The 13,200-nt window shown below is 68.9% G+C and carries 12 protein-coding genes, 1 tRNA gene and 1 other RNA gene; 4 read left to right on the top strand and 10 right to left on the bottom strand.

The features are described from left to right. Window positions 1–60: 60 nt before the first annotated feature. Window positions 61–1,845 (top strand): DUF4012 domain-containing protein, encoded by a 1,785-nt coding sequence (locus tag E4M00_RS15720; RefSeq protein ID WP_135121429.1) that lies wholly within the window; start codon window positions 61–63, stop codon window positions 1,843–1,845. Window positions 1,846–1,963: 118 nt separating this feature from the next. On the opposite strand, the gene E4M00_RS15715 is transcribed toward E4M00_RS15720, so the two are convergent. Next, a tRNA-Lys gene (locus E4M00_RS15715) sits at window positions 1,964–2,036 on the bottom strand. Between the two features lie 136 nt (window positions 2,037–2,172). Between E4M00_RS15715 and hisN the strand changes: the two genes are divergently transcribed. Together hisN and E4M00_RS15705 are read left to right on the top strand one after the other, a co-directional pair. Next, the gene (hisN, locus tag E4M00_RS15710) at window positions 2,173–2,985 is read left to right on the top strand and encodes a histidinol-phosphatase (protein ID WP_135121428.1); all 813 of its coding nucleotides are present in this window, start codon (window positions 2,173–2,175) and stop codon (window positions 2,983–2,985) included. Between the two features lie 30 nt (window positions 2,986–3,015). Next, window positions 3,016–3,393: a TraR/DksA family transcriptional regulator gene (locus E4M00_RS15705; RefSeq protein ID WP_135121427.1), complete on the top strand. Its 378-nt coding sequence runs from the start codon at window positions 3,016–3,018 to the stop codon at window positions 3,391–3,393. Window positions 3,394–3,460: 67 nt separating this feature from the next. Here E4M00_RS15705 and E4M00_RS15700 read toward each other — a convergent pair whose 3' ends face one another. From E4M00_RS15700 to ssrA, 3 genes are all read right to left on the bottom strand, one after another. Continuing rightward, on the bottom strand, window positions 3,461–3,937 hold the full coding sequence (locus E4M00_RS15700; RefSeq protein WP_135121426.1) for a hypothetical protein: 477 nt from the start codon (window positions 3,935–3,937) through the stop codon (window positions 3,461–3,463). Window positions 3,938–3,942: 5 nt separating this feature from the next. Beyond that, window positions 3,943–4,164, bottom strand: a complete 222-nt coding sequence (locus E4M00_RS15695; protein WP_055901008.1) for a hypothetical protein — start codon at window positions 4,162–4,164, stop codon at window positions 3,943–3,945. 165 nt (window positions 4,165–4,329) lie between these two features. Beyond that, window positions 4,330–4,704: a transfer-messenger RNA gene (ssrA, locus tag E4M00_RS15690) on the bottom strand. Window positions 4,705–4,920: 216 nt separating this feature from the next. On the opposite strand from ssrA, the gene E4M00_RS15685 reads away from it, so the two are divergent. After that, window positions 4,921–5,583 carry an SIMPL domain-containing protein gene (locus E4M00_RS15685; protein WP_135121425.1) on the top strand — a complete coding sequence of 221 codons (663 nt, stop codon included), beginning with the start codon at window positions 4,921–4,923 and terminating at the stop codon, window positions 5,581–5,583. Between the two features lie 65 nt (window positions 5,584–5,648). Here E4M00_RS15685 and E4M00_RS15680 read toward each other — a convergent pair whose 3' ends face one another. The 6 genes from E4M00_RS15680 to E4M00_RS15655 all read right to left on the bottom strand — a co-directional run bounded on the left by E4M00_RS15680 (window position 5,649) and on the right by E4M00_RS15655 (window position 13,128). Then, window positions 5,649–7,343, bottom strand: coding sequence for an MDR family MFS transporter (locus E4M00_RS15680; RefSeq protein WP_135121424.1), 1,695 nt, complete (start codon window positions 7,341–7,343; stop codon window positions 5,649–5,651). A gap of 80 nt (window positions 7,344–7,423) precedes the next feature. Next, on the bottom strand, window positions 7,424–8,059 hold the full coding sequence (locus E4M00_RS15675) for a TetR/AcrR family transcriptional regulator (protein WP_167756922.1): 636 nt from the start codon (window positions 8,057–8,059) through the stop codon (window positions 7,424–7,426). A 46-nt stretch (window positions 8,060–8,105) separates the two neighbouring features. Beyond that, a complete protein-coding gene (locus E4M00_RS15670; RefSeq protein ID WP_135121422.1) occupies window positions 8,106–8,840 on the bottom strand; it encodes a tyrosine-protein phosphatase in 735 nt (244 codons plus the stop codon). A 3-nt stretch (window positions 8,841–8,843) separates the two neighbouring features. Beyond that, window positions 8,844–9,320 carry an SsrA-binding protein SmpB gene (gene smpB / locus E4M00_RS15665; protein ID WP_055819495.1) on the bottom strand — a complete coding sequence of 159 codons (477 nt, stop codon included), beginning with the start codon at window positions 9,318–9,320 and terminating at the stop codon, window positions 8,844–8,846. Between the two features lie 134 nt (window positions 9,321–9,454). Further along, window positions 9,455–10,108 carry an ABC transporter ATP-binding protein gene (locus E4M00_RS15660; protein WP_135121421.1) on the bottom strand — a complete coding sequence of 218 codons (654 nt, stop codon included), beginning with the start codon at window positions 10,106–10,108 and terminating at the stop codon, window positions 9,455–9,457. Further along, on the bottom strand, window positions 10,105–13,128 hold the full coding sequence (locus E4M00_RS15655; RefSeq protein WP_135121420.1) for a hypothetical protein: 3,024 nt from the start codon (window positions 13,126–13,128) through the stop codon (window positions 10,105–10,107). The genes E4M00_RS15660 and E4M00_RS15655 overlap by 4 nt, the downstream gene beginning before the upstream one ends. Window positions 13,129–13,200: the final 72 nt, after the last annotated feature.

Here is a 13,200-nt window from a genome sequence, read left to right as displayed (position 1 = left end):
AGGCTGTTTCCACATACCCGACCTGAGATTCGCTCATCACAGGTCTATCGTTGAGGTCCTATGAGTGCTCGGACCCGACGAGTGCGCAGACCGCTGCTGCGGAGTGCGCGATTCTGGGTGCCCGTAAGCCTGGCCGCCGTACTCGTCGGCTTGGCCTGGCTCGCGGTCACCGTCACGCCTTCGGTCCTGACGGCGAGGGACGAACTCGAGAAGGCGATCCCCTACGCCGCGGCGGCGCAGAAGGCGGCGACATCCGGCGACGCAGCCGCTGCAGCCGCAGCGGGCGCGGAGATGCGCACGCATACGGCACGCGCCCGGGCGGCCACCCAGAGTCGCGCCTGGACGATGGTCGAGAGGATGCCGTGGGTCGGTGAGAACCTCGCTGCGGTGCGAGTCGCGGCGGAAGAGGCCGATCGTCTGACCGGCGAGGTCGTCATCCCGATGGCGGACGTCGGAGTCGACGCCATCCGGCCCGTCGACGGACGGATCGACCTCGCGGCGGTCAGGACTCTTTCGACGACGGTGTCCCGTGCTCTGACGGTGGCCGATCTGAGTGGGGCGCGACTGAGCCTCGTCGACCGGGCGGCCCTCCTTCCTCAGGTCGCGGCCGGAATCGACCGGCTTGCAGGCGAGATCGCCACCCTCCGCCCGTCCATCGTCAGTGTCGACAACGGACTCAAGGTGCTGCCTGCCGTCCTCGGCGGCGACGGCCCGCGGAACTACCTGCTGCTCTTCCAGAACAGCGGAGAGGTGATGCCGGGCGGTGGCACCATCGACTCCCTCGCCGAGGTGCACGCCGACAACGGCGCGCTCACGATCACGCGCCAGTCGTCAGGGTCCGCCGAGGCATTCCCAGCGTTTCCGGGACCGGTCGTCGGGATGCCGCCAGGATCCCAGGAGACGTACCCGGACGGTCTCGGGAGTCGCGTGCAGAGCCTCACGAGAACACCCCGGTTCGACCTGAGTTCGAAGATCGCGCACGAGATGTGGAAGCAACGAACCGGCGTCGCGGTGGATGGAGTCATTGCAGTGGACACGGTCGCTCTGTCCTACATCATGGCCGCAACGGGACCGATCGACCTTCCCGACGGGTCGAAACTCGACATCGGCAACGCCGTGTCCATGCTTCTGGGCGACCTGTACGCGACCTTCCCGCCGGAGGAGGTCGACGCCATCAGCCAGTCGGTCGTGGCGATGGCGTTCGCGCGGATCGCCTCCGGGGATGTCGACATGGCGTCCCTCACCGCGGCAGTCAGCCGCGCCGGCGACGAGCAGCGCATCCGCCTGTGGGGAACGGATGCCGGCGAGCAATCGCTGCTGAAAGGATCGCCCTTCGAGGGTGAGCCGCCCGCCAGCACCACGACGACGGATGCCTTCGGCGTCTACTTCATCGATTCGACACCGGGCAGGATGCAGCGTTTCATGACGCAGGGCGTGGACCTGGCACAGGCGGTGTGCGCAGCCGACGGCAAGCGCCATGTTCGGGTCCGAGTCTCGCTCGCGAATACCGTGACGCCGGATCAGGCGCTGACGCTTCCTGATTCCGTGACGGGCGGTGGGGCGTCGACGGCTATCGGGAGCATGCGGGTCGACACGCTCGTGTACGCCCCACCCGGTTCGACGATGGTGGGAGTCTCCCGGAACGGCCAGCCGGCCCCATCCATCATCACGACGGATGGCGACTATCCGGTGAACCGGGTCGGCACGACCATCGCGCCCGGGGAGACAGCGCAGTTCGACTTCGACGTCCTCGCCACCGACGACGACCTCCGCACGCTGTCGGCCGAGGTCACGCCGGTGGTCAGCCCGACCTCGATCTCCACGTCCAAGCTCGACTGCGGATAGATCCGTCGAGCTGACCGGGCCCGACGGCGCACGGTGCGCAACGATCTCTCGACGGCACGTTCGACGCGTTCGGGCAAGCAAAAAGCCCCGAACCTGGCGAGAGGTTCGAGGCTTTTCGTGCACCCCCTCGGACTTGAACCGAGAACCCACTGATTAAGAGTCAGTTGCTCTGCCGATTGAGCTAGAGGTGCGAGATCGGCTCGAAAATTGCTTCCCGAACCGAGTGATGACTCTAGCATCCGATCGACGGTGAACGCCAATCGAGGCAGCCTCACCGCACCCCTGGGCGACGGATGCCGCATCCTCCGCCTCGCTAGGCTGGCTGACGTGACCGCCGAATCCGCTGCATCCGTTCCCCTCGACCACTCCGCCGATCTGGCGCTCGCCCTCGAGATCGCCGATGCAGCCGACGCGATCGCGCTCGACCGCTTCCGGGCCGCCGACCTCGTGGTCGAGACCAAGCCCGATCGCACCCCGGTGACTGATGCCGACCAGGCCGTCGAGCGGGCCATCCGCGAGCGCATCGCTGCAGCCCGACCCGGCGACGGCATCTTCGGCGAGGAGTACGGCGTCGAGGGCGACTCGAACCGTCAGTGGATCATCGACCCCATCGACGGCACGGCGAACTTCCTCCGCGGCGTCCCCGTGTGGGGCACTCTGATCGCCCTCACGATCGACGGTGTGCCCGTGGTGGGTGTCGCGTCCAGTCCGGCTCTCGGACGCCGCTGGTGGGGATCTCGGGGTGCTGGGGCGTGGACAGCGGATCCCGCTGCCGACGGGGGCGCCCGCCGCATCGCGGTCTCGGGCGTGCGCGAGCTCGCCGACGCGTCGCTGAGCTTCCAGAGCATCGCCCAGTGGCGCGAGGCCGGCTACCTCGACCGCCTCCTCGGTCTCGCCGAGACCGTCTGGCGCGACCGCGCCTACGGCGACCTCTGGTCGTACACGCTGCTGGCGGAGGGCCTGGTCGACATCGTCGCCGAGTTCGACGTGAAGGCGTACGACGTGGCGGCACTCGTGCCCATCGTCGAGGAGGCCGGCGGCCGCCTCACCAGCGTGACCGGTGATGTGGAGCTGGCCCACGGCAGCTCGCTCGCCACGAACGGACTCCTGCACGACGCCGTCGTCAGCGCGCTGCGCTGATCTGGGCCGCAGGGCGCGTAGCATCAGCGGATGCATCGTCGCACGCTGAATGCCGCCCAGGTCGCCGAGTTCGAGGGCGTGCTGCTGGCACGCCGGGCTGACGTCGCCGCCCAGCGATCGCGGCTCGACGGCTCGCTCGCCGACGTGCGCGAATCGCGCAGCGACGGCATGGCCGACGACGAACACGACCCCGAGGGCCCGACGATGTCGTCGGAGTGGTCTCGTCTGGCGGGCACACAGCTGGCCGTCGACGACGACCTGGTCCAGGTGGATGCCGCCCTCGAGCGTCTCGCTGACGGCAGCTACGGAACCTGCGTGCGCTGCGGGGAGTCGATCCCCATCGACAGGCTGCGCGCTCGCCCAGAGGCCTCGCTCTGCATCGCCTGCGCGCAGGCCGTCGGCGGCTGATCGCCCGAAAGGCACCGAAAGCCGGCCCTCCCCGTCGGGAAGGACCGGCTTCACCGGTGATGCGGAGTCAGCGCTTCGAGATCGCGCGGATGATGGCGACGAAGCCGACCACCGCGACGACGCCGATGGCGATGACGACGGCGGGGTTGCGGCGGTACTGCTCGCTCGTCTCGTCGACGATGCGCGCCGTGGACGCCGACACGGTGTCGGCGACGTCGGCACCGGCCTGCTTGATGCGCGTGACGACGTCCTCTGCCGCATCCGACACGGAGCCGACGATGTCGGCGGTGGCGCCGCTCGCCTCGTTGCCGACGGTGGCGGCCGAGACCTTCACGTCGTCGACGACGGTCTCGGCGCTCTTCTTGGCGCCGGCCGCAGCCTCGGTTGCGGCCTTCTGCGCCTTGCCCGCTGCATCCGTCGCCGTCTTCTTCGCGCTCGAGGCGGCCGACTTGGCGGCGTCAGCGGCGCTGTCCGCCGCCGAGGCCAGGTTCTCGCGGGCATCGTCGAATGCGCCGTCCGAGGTGTTCGTGGTGTTCTCTGCCATCGGTTCTATCCCTTTGCCGCTTTCGCGATCTTCTTCTCGGCGGCCTTGGCCGCGTTCTGGGCGTCCTTCAGGGCGTGCTTGCGTGCCTTCTTGACGCGCGGGTCGTTCCACAGCGCGTCGAGCGACGCCATCACATCGCGGTACGGGCCCTTGCCTGCCCTCGAACCGTAGACGTAGCCGACGGCGAGGATTGCGGCGACGAGCAGCAGGGTGAGAAATCTGCGCATGATGCCCCCATCTGAATCTGCGCACCGGGATGTCCGGTGTCTGCTCATCGAGCCTAGGCTCGGCAGTCGTCCAGGGGGAAGGGATCGCTTTCACGGGCGGCATCGTGTAGAGCCGCGGATGCCGCCGGCTGAGACACGGGTTCAACAGCGTGTGACAGCGACCAGAGGTGGAGATGCCGGGAATTGAACCCGGGTCCACTGCTGAGATTCCATGCCTTCTACGGGCGTATCCTGCGAAGTCGTTCTACTCGGCCCCCACCTTTGCCACAGGCGTCTAGGTGGACGGGCCCAGCCCGAGTGCAAGTCCCACGTATCGCTCGAGGCGTCGATACGCAGCCAGTCCTCTAGATGACGTCAGGGTCCGGGGCGAGGTCTGGCCCGGTCTGACGGACTTATGGGCTCTACTGCCTAGGCAGCGAGAGCGAAGTCAGTGCGCTTTGAATTGGCACTTGTGTTTTCCAGAGATCGTTTACGAGATAACCCTGGATCCTCGGCCCGCTTCTCACAGTCTCACAGGCAATGTCGAAACCGATCATCCCCATGAGCACTCGCTTCCGGCCCCGAGAGGTCGGTCGCACTGAGTGGGCCGCTGTCACACGCTGTTGAATTACCAAGGGCTGCATCCACCCCGTTCGGAACCGGATGCAGCCCTCCATTCTACACCGATATTCGGGCGATCGCCTACTCCCCGAGACGGCGTCGGCTTAGGGTGATGACGAGTCCGCGGACACGCCCGCGGCACGAGAGGATTCCTCCATGACGACCATCACCGTGGCAGGCGAGGCTGAGATCGAGCATGCGGCCGAACTCGGAACCGTGCATCTCAGCGTCAGCACCGAGGGCGCCGACCGGCAGAGCGTCGTGGAGCAGGCCGCCGTCATCCACAGCACGATCGTCGCCGGAATCGTCGCCCTCCACGAGGCCGACGGCGCAGCCCTGACGCGCTGGGCGAGCGACGGTGTGACCGTGTCGTCGGCACGGCCGTGGAACCAGGACGGCCAGCAGCTGCCGTTCGTGCACACGGCCACGGCGCCGGTGACGGTCACCTTCGCCGATGCAGGCACCCTCTCGGAGTGGCTCGGCTCCGTCGCGACGAACGACGGAGTGGTCGTCACCGGCGTGGAGTGGACGCTGACCGACGCCACGAAGGCGGAGGTCACCGCCGACGTGCGCGCGCAGGCCGTCAAGGCGGCCGTGCGAGCTGCGGCGACCTACGCGGCGGCGCTCGCCCTCACCGGGCTCACACCCGTCGCGGTCGCCGATCCGGGGCTGCTCGACCCCGGCGCTCTCCAGCCCGGCCTCGCCGCCGCGCCGATGGGAGCCTCGCTCCGCATGAAGGGGTCGAGTCCGGCGATGGATCTCGCGCCCCAGCCGATCACGATCGCCGCGACAGTGCACGTGCGCTTCGAGACCGCGTAGGCGCGAGCGCCGCGGCGGGCAGGTCCCGGGCGCCGCACGGCGTCCCGTGACCTGCCCGCTCAGCCCTATCTGCTCTCCGACTCCAGCTCGTCGTCGTTCTCGGCGACGACATCACCGGATGCGGCACGCCCGGCGCGCTCGATGCGCTCGGCCTCGAGCCGCTCGGCCTCGAGCCGCTCAGCCTCGTCGCCGCCGATCGCCTCGCCGCGCGCCACCATGCCGGAGACATCCGACAGCGGGATCTGCTTCATGAAGATGGCGAACACGAGGGCGATCACGATGAACGGGATGAGGTACCAGAACACCGGCGCCAGCGAGTCGGCATAGGCGTTCACGATGCCGTCGCGCACGGAGTCCGGCAGCTCGTTCAGGGCCTGCGGGTCGAGCGTCGCCGTCGCGGTGCCGGCCTGGTCGGGAGTGGCGCCGGCCTGGGTGAAGACATCCGTCAGCTTGCTCGAGAGCGAGTTGGTGAAGATGGCTCCGAAGATGGCGACGCCGAGGGCGGCACCCACCTCGCGGAAGTAGTTGTTCGTGCTCGTGGCGGTTCCGACCATGTCGGGGGTGACCGCGTTCTGCACGACGAGCACCACGACCTGCATGATCAGGCCGAGGCCGGCTCCGAAGAAGAACAGGAACACGCAGATGAGCCAGATCGGCGTCGCGGCCGTGAGGGTCGTGAACGCCAGCATGGCGAGGCCCGTGATGATGGTTCCGAGGATCGGGTACATCTTGTACCGGCCCGAGCGGCTGATCGCGATACCCGACCAGATCGACGTGCCCATGAGGCCGACCATCATCGGGAGCAGGAGCAGGCCGGACTCCGCAGCCGAGGTGCCCGACGACATCTGCAGGAAGGTCGGCACGAAGGCGATCGCCGAGAACATGCCGAGGCCCAGCGTGAAGCCGATGGCGGTGGCATTGATGAAGATCGGGTTCTTGAACAGCGACAGCGGGATGATCGGGTCGTCGGCCTTGGCCTCGGTCCAGATGAAGGCCACGACGGCGGCCAGCATGCCGACACCCCATGCCCAGGTCTCGAGGGCATCCCAGCCGTGCTGGGCCGATCCGCCGAAGTCGCTGAAGAAGATGAGGCAGGTGGTGGCGATGGAGAGGAACACGACGCCCATGACGTCGATGCGGCGCTCGGCCTTCTTCGACGGCAGGGTCAGGGCGAACCAGGCGATGGCGAACGCGGCGATGCCCACGGGGATGTTGATGTAGAACGCCCACTCCCAGGTGAGGTGGTCGACGAAGTAGCCGCCGAGCAGCGGACCTGCGACGGCCGAGAGGCCGAAGACGGCTCCGAGGGGTCCCATGTACTTGCCGCGCTGATTGGCCGGCACGATGTCGGCGATGATCGCCTGCGACAGGATCATGAGGCCACCGCCGCCGAGGCCCTGCACGGCGCGGAGAGCCACGAAGGTCCAGAAGTCCGTCGCGAAGAAGGCGAGTCCCACCGAAGCGAGGGTGAACAGCGCGATGGCGATCAGGTAGAGGTTGCGCCGACCGAGCACGTCGCCGAACTTGCCGTAGATCGGCATGACGATCGTCGTCGCGAGCAGGTAGGCCGTCGTGATCCAGGCCTGGTGCTCGACGCCGCCGAGCTGGCCGACGATCGTGGGCATGGCTGTCGAGACGATGGTCTGGTCGAGGCTGGAGAGCAGCATTCCGGCGATGAGCGCCGAGAAGATGATCCAGATGCGCTTCTGCGTGAGCAGAACGGGGGCTGCGCCGACGGCCGTCGAGGCTGGGGAGGACATGCGGTTCCTGTTCGTGGGGGTTCTGGGTGGAGGTCGGAAAGCTGGGGGGGATGTCGAGCGGAGCTCGCGGAGAGCTGGACTCAGCCCTGCGAGGTGGACGCGCCGCCCAACAGGGTGCGGGCCGCGGCCACGCGGGGCGCGAGGATCTCATCCAGCGTGAGGGTGTTCTCAGGGGTGAAGTAGGTCTCGGCCGACGAGTGCATCAGCGTCGTGACGAGAAGCACGGCGACGGATGCCACGGGGTCGCCGGGCTCGAGGCCCTCGCGTCGCGCCACCAGTTCGCTGAGGTGGTCGTTGCGGAGCATGCCGGCCTGCATCATGCGCTTCAACAGCTGCGGCTCGGCCTCGATGGCGGCGAGGAAGTCGCGGAACTCCTGCGGCGACGATGCGATCTGGGCGAGGTGCGCCGTCTCGAGCGCGACCAGGTCGTCGAACAGCGTGACCGAGATGCCGTCTCCGGGGGGACGCATGGCGATGAACATGTCGACGGCTGCGTCGTCGAACCACTCGCGCGGATGCCCGACGATGGCCTGTTCCTTGGCTTCGAAGTAGTTGAAGAAGGTGCGGCGCGAGACGCCGACGCGCTCGCAGACCTTCTCGATCGTGAAGCCGTGCAGTCCGCACTCGGCGGTCAGGGTGCGCGTCGCCTGCGAGAGGGCGCGACGGGTCTCCGTCATCCGCCGCTCGCGCAGTCCCGTCGTTGCACTCTCGGTCATGTAGTGCATTCTTGCACTACCGCGTTATGAGTGCAATTCAGCGCGATCAGCGCTCGACGAGCACGCTTTCGAGGTCCGCCAGTTCGTCGAGGGTCAGGCCCGAGGCGAGGAGGTACTGCTGCACCGATCCGTGCTTGCGCTCGATGAGGTCGATCGTCGAGTCGAGGGCTGCAGCCGGGCTGCCGCCCATCAGGGTGCGGAGTTCGGGCGTATCGGCCATGCCGTACCTGCCGATCATCGCGATCATGCCCTCGAGCCATTCGCCGGCGAGATTCGCCTCGGTCGCCGCGTAGTCCTCGATGACGAGCTGACGGTCGACGCCGACGGCGAGCAGGGCGAGAGCCACGATGACGCCGGTGCGGTCCTTGCCCGCCGTGCAGTGCACGAGCACGGCGCCGTCGCGATGCCGGGCGATGGTGCGGATGGCCTCGATCACGACCGGGGCGTGCTGGGTCACAATGCGCTCGTACAGCGCCTCGAGAGTGATGGTGTTCTCGGTGTGGGAGGCGCCGGAACCCTCGAAGACGGGAAGCGAGATGGTGTCGACGTCGAGGCCGTCGATCGCATCGGGCATCGACGAGGTCTCGAAGCCGTCGCGCAGGTCGATGATCGTGTGCACGGCGAGGGCGCGCAGCGCGTCTCGACCGGCGTCGTCGAGACGACCGAGACCATCGGAGCGCAGCAGCACGCCACTGCGCACGACGCCGTCGCGCGCGGGGTAGCCTCCGACGTCGCGCAGGTTGTAGGTTCCGGGAACCCTGATGACCTCGTTGGCCGGCATGCTCTACTCCCCCAGGTGCTTGCGACTCGAGATGGCTCGATCGGACTCGCGCTTGTCCTGCCGCTCGCGCAGCGCCTGCCGCTTGTCGTAGTCCTTCTTGCCCTTGGCCACGGCGATCTCCACCTTGGCCCGTCCGTCAGAGAAGTAGATCTTCAACGGAACGAGCGTGTAGCCGCCCTCTTTCGTCTTGTGGCTGATCTTGATGATCTCGGCCTTGTGCAGCAGCATCTTGCGCTTGCGGCGGGGCGGGTGATTCGTCCACGTGCCCTGGCTGTATTCGGGGATGTGCACGGCGTCGAGCCACATCTCCCCGCCCTCGATGAAGGCGTAGCCGTCGACGAGCGATGCACGACCGGCGCGCAGCGACTTCACCTCGGTGCCCGTGAGCACGAGCCCGGCCTCGTACGTCTCACCGATGAGGTAGTCGTGACGCGCCTTCCGGTTCGTCGCGACGACGTTCTCTCCGCGTTCCTTCGGCATGATTCCTCCTCCTCGGTGGATGGCCTGCGTGCGCCCGTGGCTCGGGCAGCCGTTCAGTCTAACGGATGCCGCGGCCCACACTCACGCACGGTCGCCGCCCGGCTCCCGGCGCGAACGGCGCCGCCAACGCGGCCTCACGCCAGGTGCGTGCGGGCATCCGCCGCGTCGATCAGGTGGGGGTCGTGCGAGGCGACGAGCACGGCCACGTCGGCATCGCGTCGGGCCACGAGCAGGTCGATGATGCCATCGGCACTGGTCCTGTCGAGGCCGGCCGTCGGTTCGTCGACGATGAGCAGCCGCGGCGAGAGCAGCAGGGCCCGTGCGAGGGCTGCGCGCTGTCGCTCGCCACCCGAGAGCTCGCCCGGGCGCGCGGACGCCCTGTCGGCTATGCCGACCTCGTCGAGCAGGGCCAGCGCCCGCTCCCCCAGCTCCCGCACGCGCCGGGCCGGCACCGCGGGAACCAGCACGTTCTCGAGCACGCTCATACCATCGAGCAAAGAGCCGGCCTGGTCGAGGAATCCGACGCGATCCCGGCGCAGCCGCGTCACCGCGTCGTCGTCGAGGCCTGCCAGGTCCAGGCCGTCCCAGAGCACGCGGCCCTCACTCGGCGCCACGAGACCGGCCGCCACCCGCAGCACGCTGGTCTTCCCCGATCCGCTGCGACCGGCGACGCAGTGCAGGCGTCCGGGGCGCACGGTGATGTCGCAGCCCGAGACGAGGACGAGGGGAACGTCGCGCGGGCGGGCATAGGCGACGGTGACATCGTCGAACTCGAGGACAGTGCTCATGGAGCTGTGGCGGCCTTCCGGGTGGTGACGAGCAGGAGCGCCACGACGGCGAGCCCTGCGACCAGGGCGGCCGAGACGGCCGTGTCGATGCCGGCGAGCCCGGCGGTGTCGAGGGCGAACCAGAGCAGGTAGCAGCCAAGCAGCGCCGCCGGGAGCCCGATGACGAGCACCTCGGAACGCTCGGCACGGCGAATGTCGCTCCCGACCCAGCCGAGCTCGCGCAGCACCGCCCGCGAACGACGGCGGCGGTGCAGCGCCTGGGTCCTGACGAGGATGGTGAGCAGCACGCCGGCGACGACCCCGACCACGCCGAGGGCGAGTTGGGGAGCGAGCGCCTGAGCCGTGCCGAACTGTGCGATGAGACTCGTTCCGGCCGCCGTCTGGCCGAGGCCGAGGCTCAGTACGAAGCAGGCTGTCGTCGCCATGACGACGAGCACGGCAGCGGCGTTCCCGATGGCGCTGCCCGCGTCACCGCGCACGAGCCGCAGACCGAAGCCGACGACCGATTCGGCGCCGAGCCGCATCCGTCCGTGAGAGCGCGGGCGATCGGGGACGATCACCTGCTCGGGCGACGACTCGTCGGGGAGGCCGTAACCGCCGTGACTCTCGACAGTCGGCGCGTTGGTCCAGCGCACCTCGGGCCGCTCCTCCGGGTGCTCCCGCAGCAGCTCGTCTGCCGTGGCCAGCCGCATCCGTTCGCCCGATGCTCCCGAGACCGCGCGCACGACGGCGATGACGATGACGGCGAGCACCACGGATGCCGTCGTCGAGAGCACGAGCGCGTCGTCGGCGGCCAGCACGGCGGCCAGGCCGCCGGCGAGCAGCACGGCGGCGAGGGCCGGCCACTGCTCGGCGAGCAGCCAGCGCAGGATGCGTCCCCGCGTCCAGCCGACTGTCCGGAGCGTCGCAGCACCGGAACGACGGGAGCCGACGGCGGAGAGCGAGGCGACCGCGAAGAGTGCGAGGGTCGCGGCGATCACGGTGGCCAGGAGTGCGAGGGTGGCCTGCGACACGCTGGTGCCGAGACGGGCTGCCGCGCCGAGAGCGGACCAGCGCTGCTCGACGGTGCCGAGAAGGCCGACGCTCTGCTCGCCGTCGACATCCGTGGTGCCGAACGCATAGCCGTCGACCGTCATCGACGCGGTCTGCGGGCTGGAACCGGCGACGATCGTGGCCGCGAGCCCCAGTCTCTCGATCGCCTCGGCGACGGAACCGACGGCGTCGATGCCGGCGGCGTCGTAGCGGTCGACTCCGGCGACGCGTACACGCACGGCATCCATCGTCGGGTCCACGAGGGAGTCGGAGACGGCATCGATGTCGGCGATGGCCGCCGTTCTGGCTCCGACGAGGCCGAGTCCTCCAGCGACCGGGAGCAGGTCGACGTGCTGGATGTCATCTCCCGCTGCGTTGCGCACCAGGGTCGCCGCTGCCGGATCGTAGGCGCCCAGCGGAGTGTAGGAGAGCGGATCAGCGGGCAGGACGATGTCGTCCATGTCGAATCCGGCGATCGGCAGCAAGTACGTCCCGCTGTCGTCGTTCGACTGGAGCACCTGGTCGGCGCTCACCGTCGCGTAGGTCGATTGCATCCCGGGTGATGTGCCCGGCCCCTTATTGACCCAGGAGCTCGGATCACCGCCCCAGTAGTTGTCCATGGACGTGCCGAGGTGACCGGTCGAGTCCAGGACGAGTTCGCCGGCCCGCGAGGTCGGCTCGGCCGGAGTCGAATGCGCCACCTGCCCGAAGTAGCCGCCGGTGTAGCCCTGGTCGCCGAGCTGCGGGACGGCATCCGGGTTCCCCACCCAGGGAAGTGTGAGCTTCTGCGTCGAGAACGGGTCGAGGAGACTGCGCACATCGGCGGAGATGGCCCCGAGCGGGACGCCGGCCACCCCGGCGTCGTCGAACGTGGGCACGGCCCAGTAGGAGGACGCGACGTCCGGCATCTCGCCGGGCCCCATCGCCTCAACGTCGACCCGCACGGTCAGCGGCACGTCCCTCTGAGTCGATACGACCACCGGCAGATGCTGCGGAGCGGCGAAGACCTCCTCGACCGGCAACGGCTCCTCGCCCCGCTTCTGCTTCTCGGCGACGTACTCGGCGTACTGTCCGCTCCCCGCGAGGCTGTCGTACATGGCCTGCTGCTGCTCGACGGCCTGCGAGATGGCTCTGGTGAATGCGCTCGTCGGCTGATCGACGCTCCACCGGTCCAGGTCGGCGACGGAGGGCCGGGTACCGGCGCCCACGGTCACCAGCGGGTCCAGGAAGGCACCCCCGTCGCCCAGGAGCGCGCGCTCGGCCACGGGGTCGACGAGCGTCACGCGCGTCGGCGGCAGGGCGACGCCCGGAAGCGGGAACACGACGTCGTCGTCCACCACCGTGCTGGTGATGCTGCCGCTCGACCCCATGGACCCGGATTCGCCCGATTCCTCCGCGATCAGTGCCGTGTAGCGCTTCTCCGTCTCGGGATAGTCGTACCCGCAGTCGACCGTCACATCCCCTACCTGCGTGCGGCAGTCGTTGTCGTCGTAGGCGCTGCGATCGACGACGATGTCGCGTGGCGCGTTCGAGGTGTCGAGGGTGAGCCTGTAGGTCTCGGCGAGCGCGAGACGTTCACCGAGGCCGTCATCGGTCAGGTAGCGCACGCGCAGACGGTAGTCCTGCGGGTCGAGCGTCGAGCGCGACAGGTCGATCGGCACCGCGACGTCGACGCGCGCCGAGTCGAGGGACGGCACCAGCAGCTGCGAGATCGGGGCAGCGACGTCGACGCCGTCGATGCCCCTGATGCGTTCCAGGTCGCGCAACGGCATCCGCTCGTCCTCGCCGATGAGCGAGTTCGGCGACAGGAGCTCGTCGCTGGTCGCCTTCTCCGAGGTCACGAGGATGTCGTAGGCGCCCCGCCAGTGGTCGTCGAGGGTCGCCTGCAGCGCAGTCGCCGCCGCACTCTGCAGGCCGGCCGTCGCGATCAGGGTCACGGCGAGCAGTGCGACGGATGCGACCAGCAGACGGTCGCGGCCGAACCGCACCAGCGCACCCGGGACGCGCGGCGGAGCATCCGGTCGCCGTCGACCCGCTGACCCGCGCCCCCCGGACAGGCT

Source organism: Orlajensenia leifsoniae (genome assembly GCF_004570845.1).
Classification (GTDB): Bacteria; Actinomycetota; Actinomycetes; order Actinomycetales; family Microbacteriaceae; genus Orlajensenia; species Orlajensenia leifsoniae.
The sequence above is the reverse complement of the archived record's forward strand: the minus strand, read 5'-3'. Positions and strand labels throughout refer to the sequence as shown.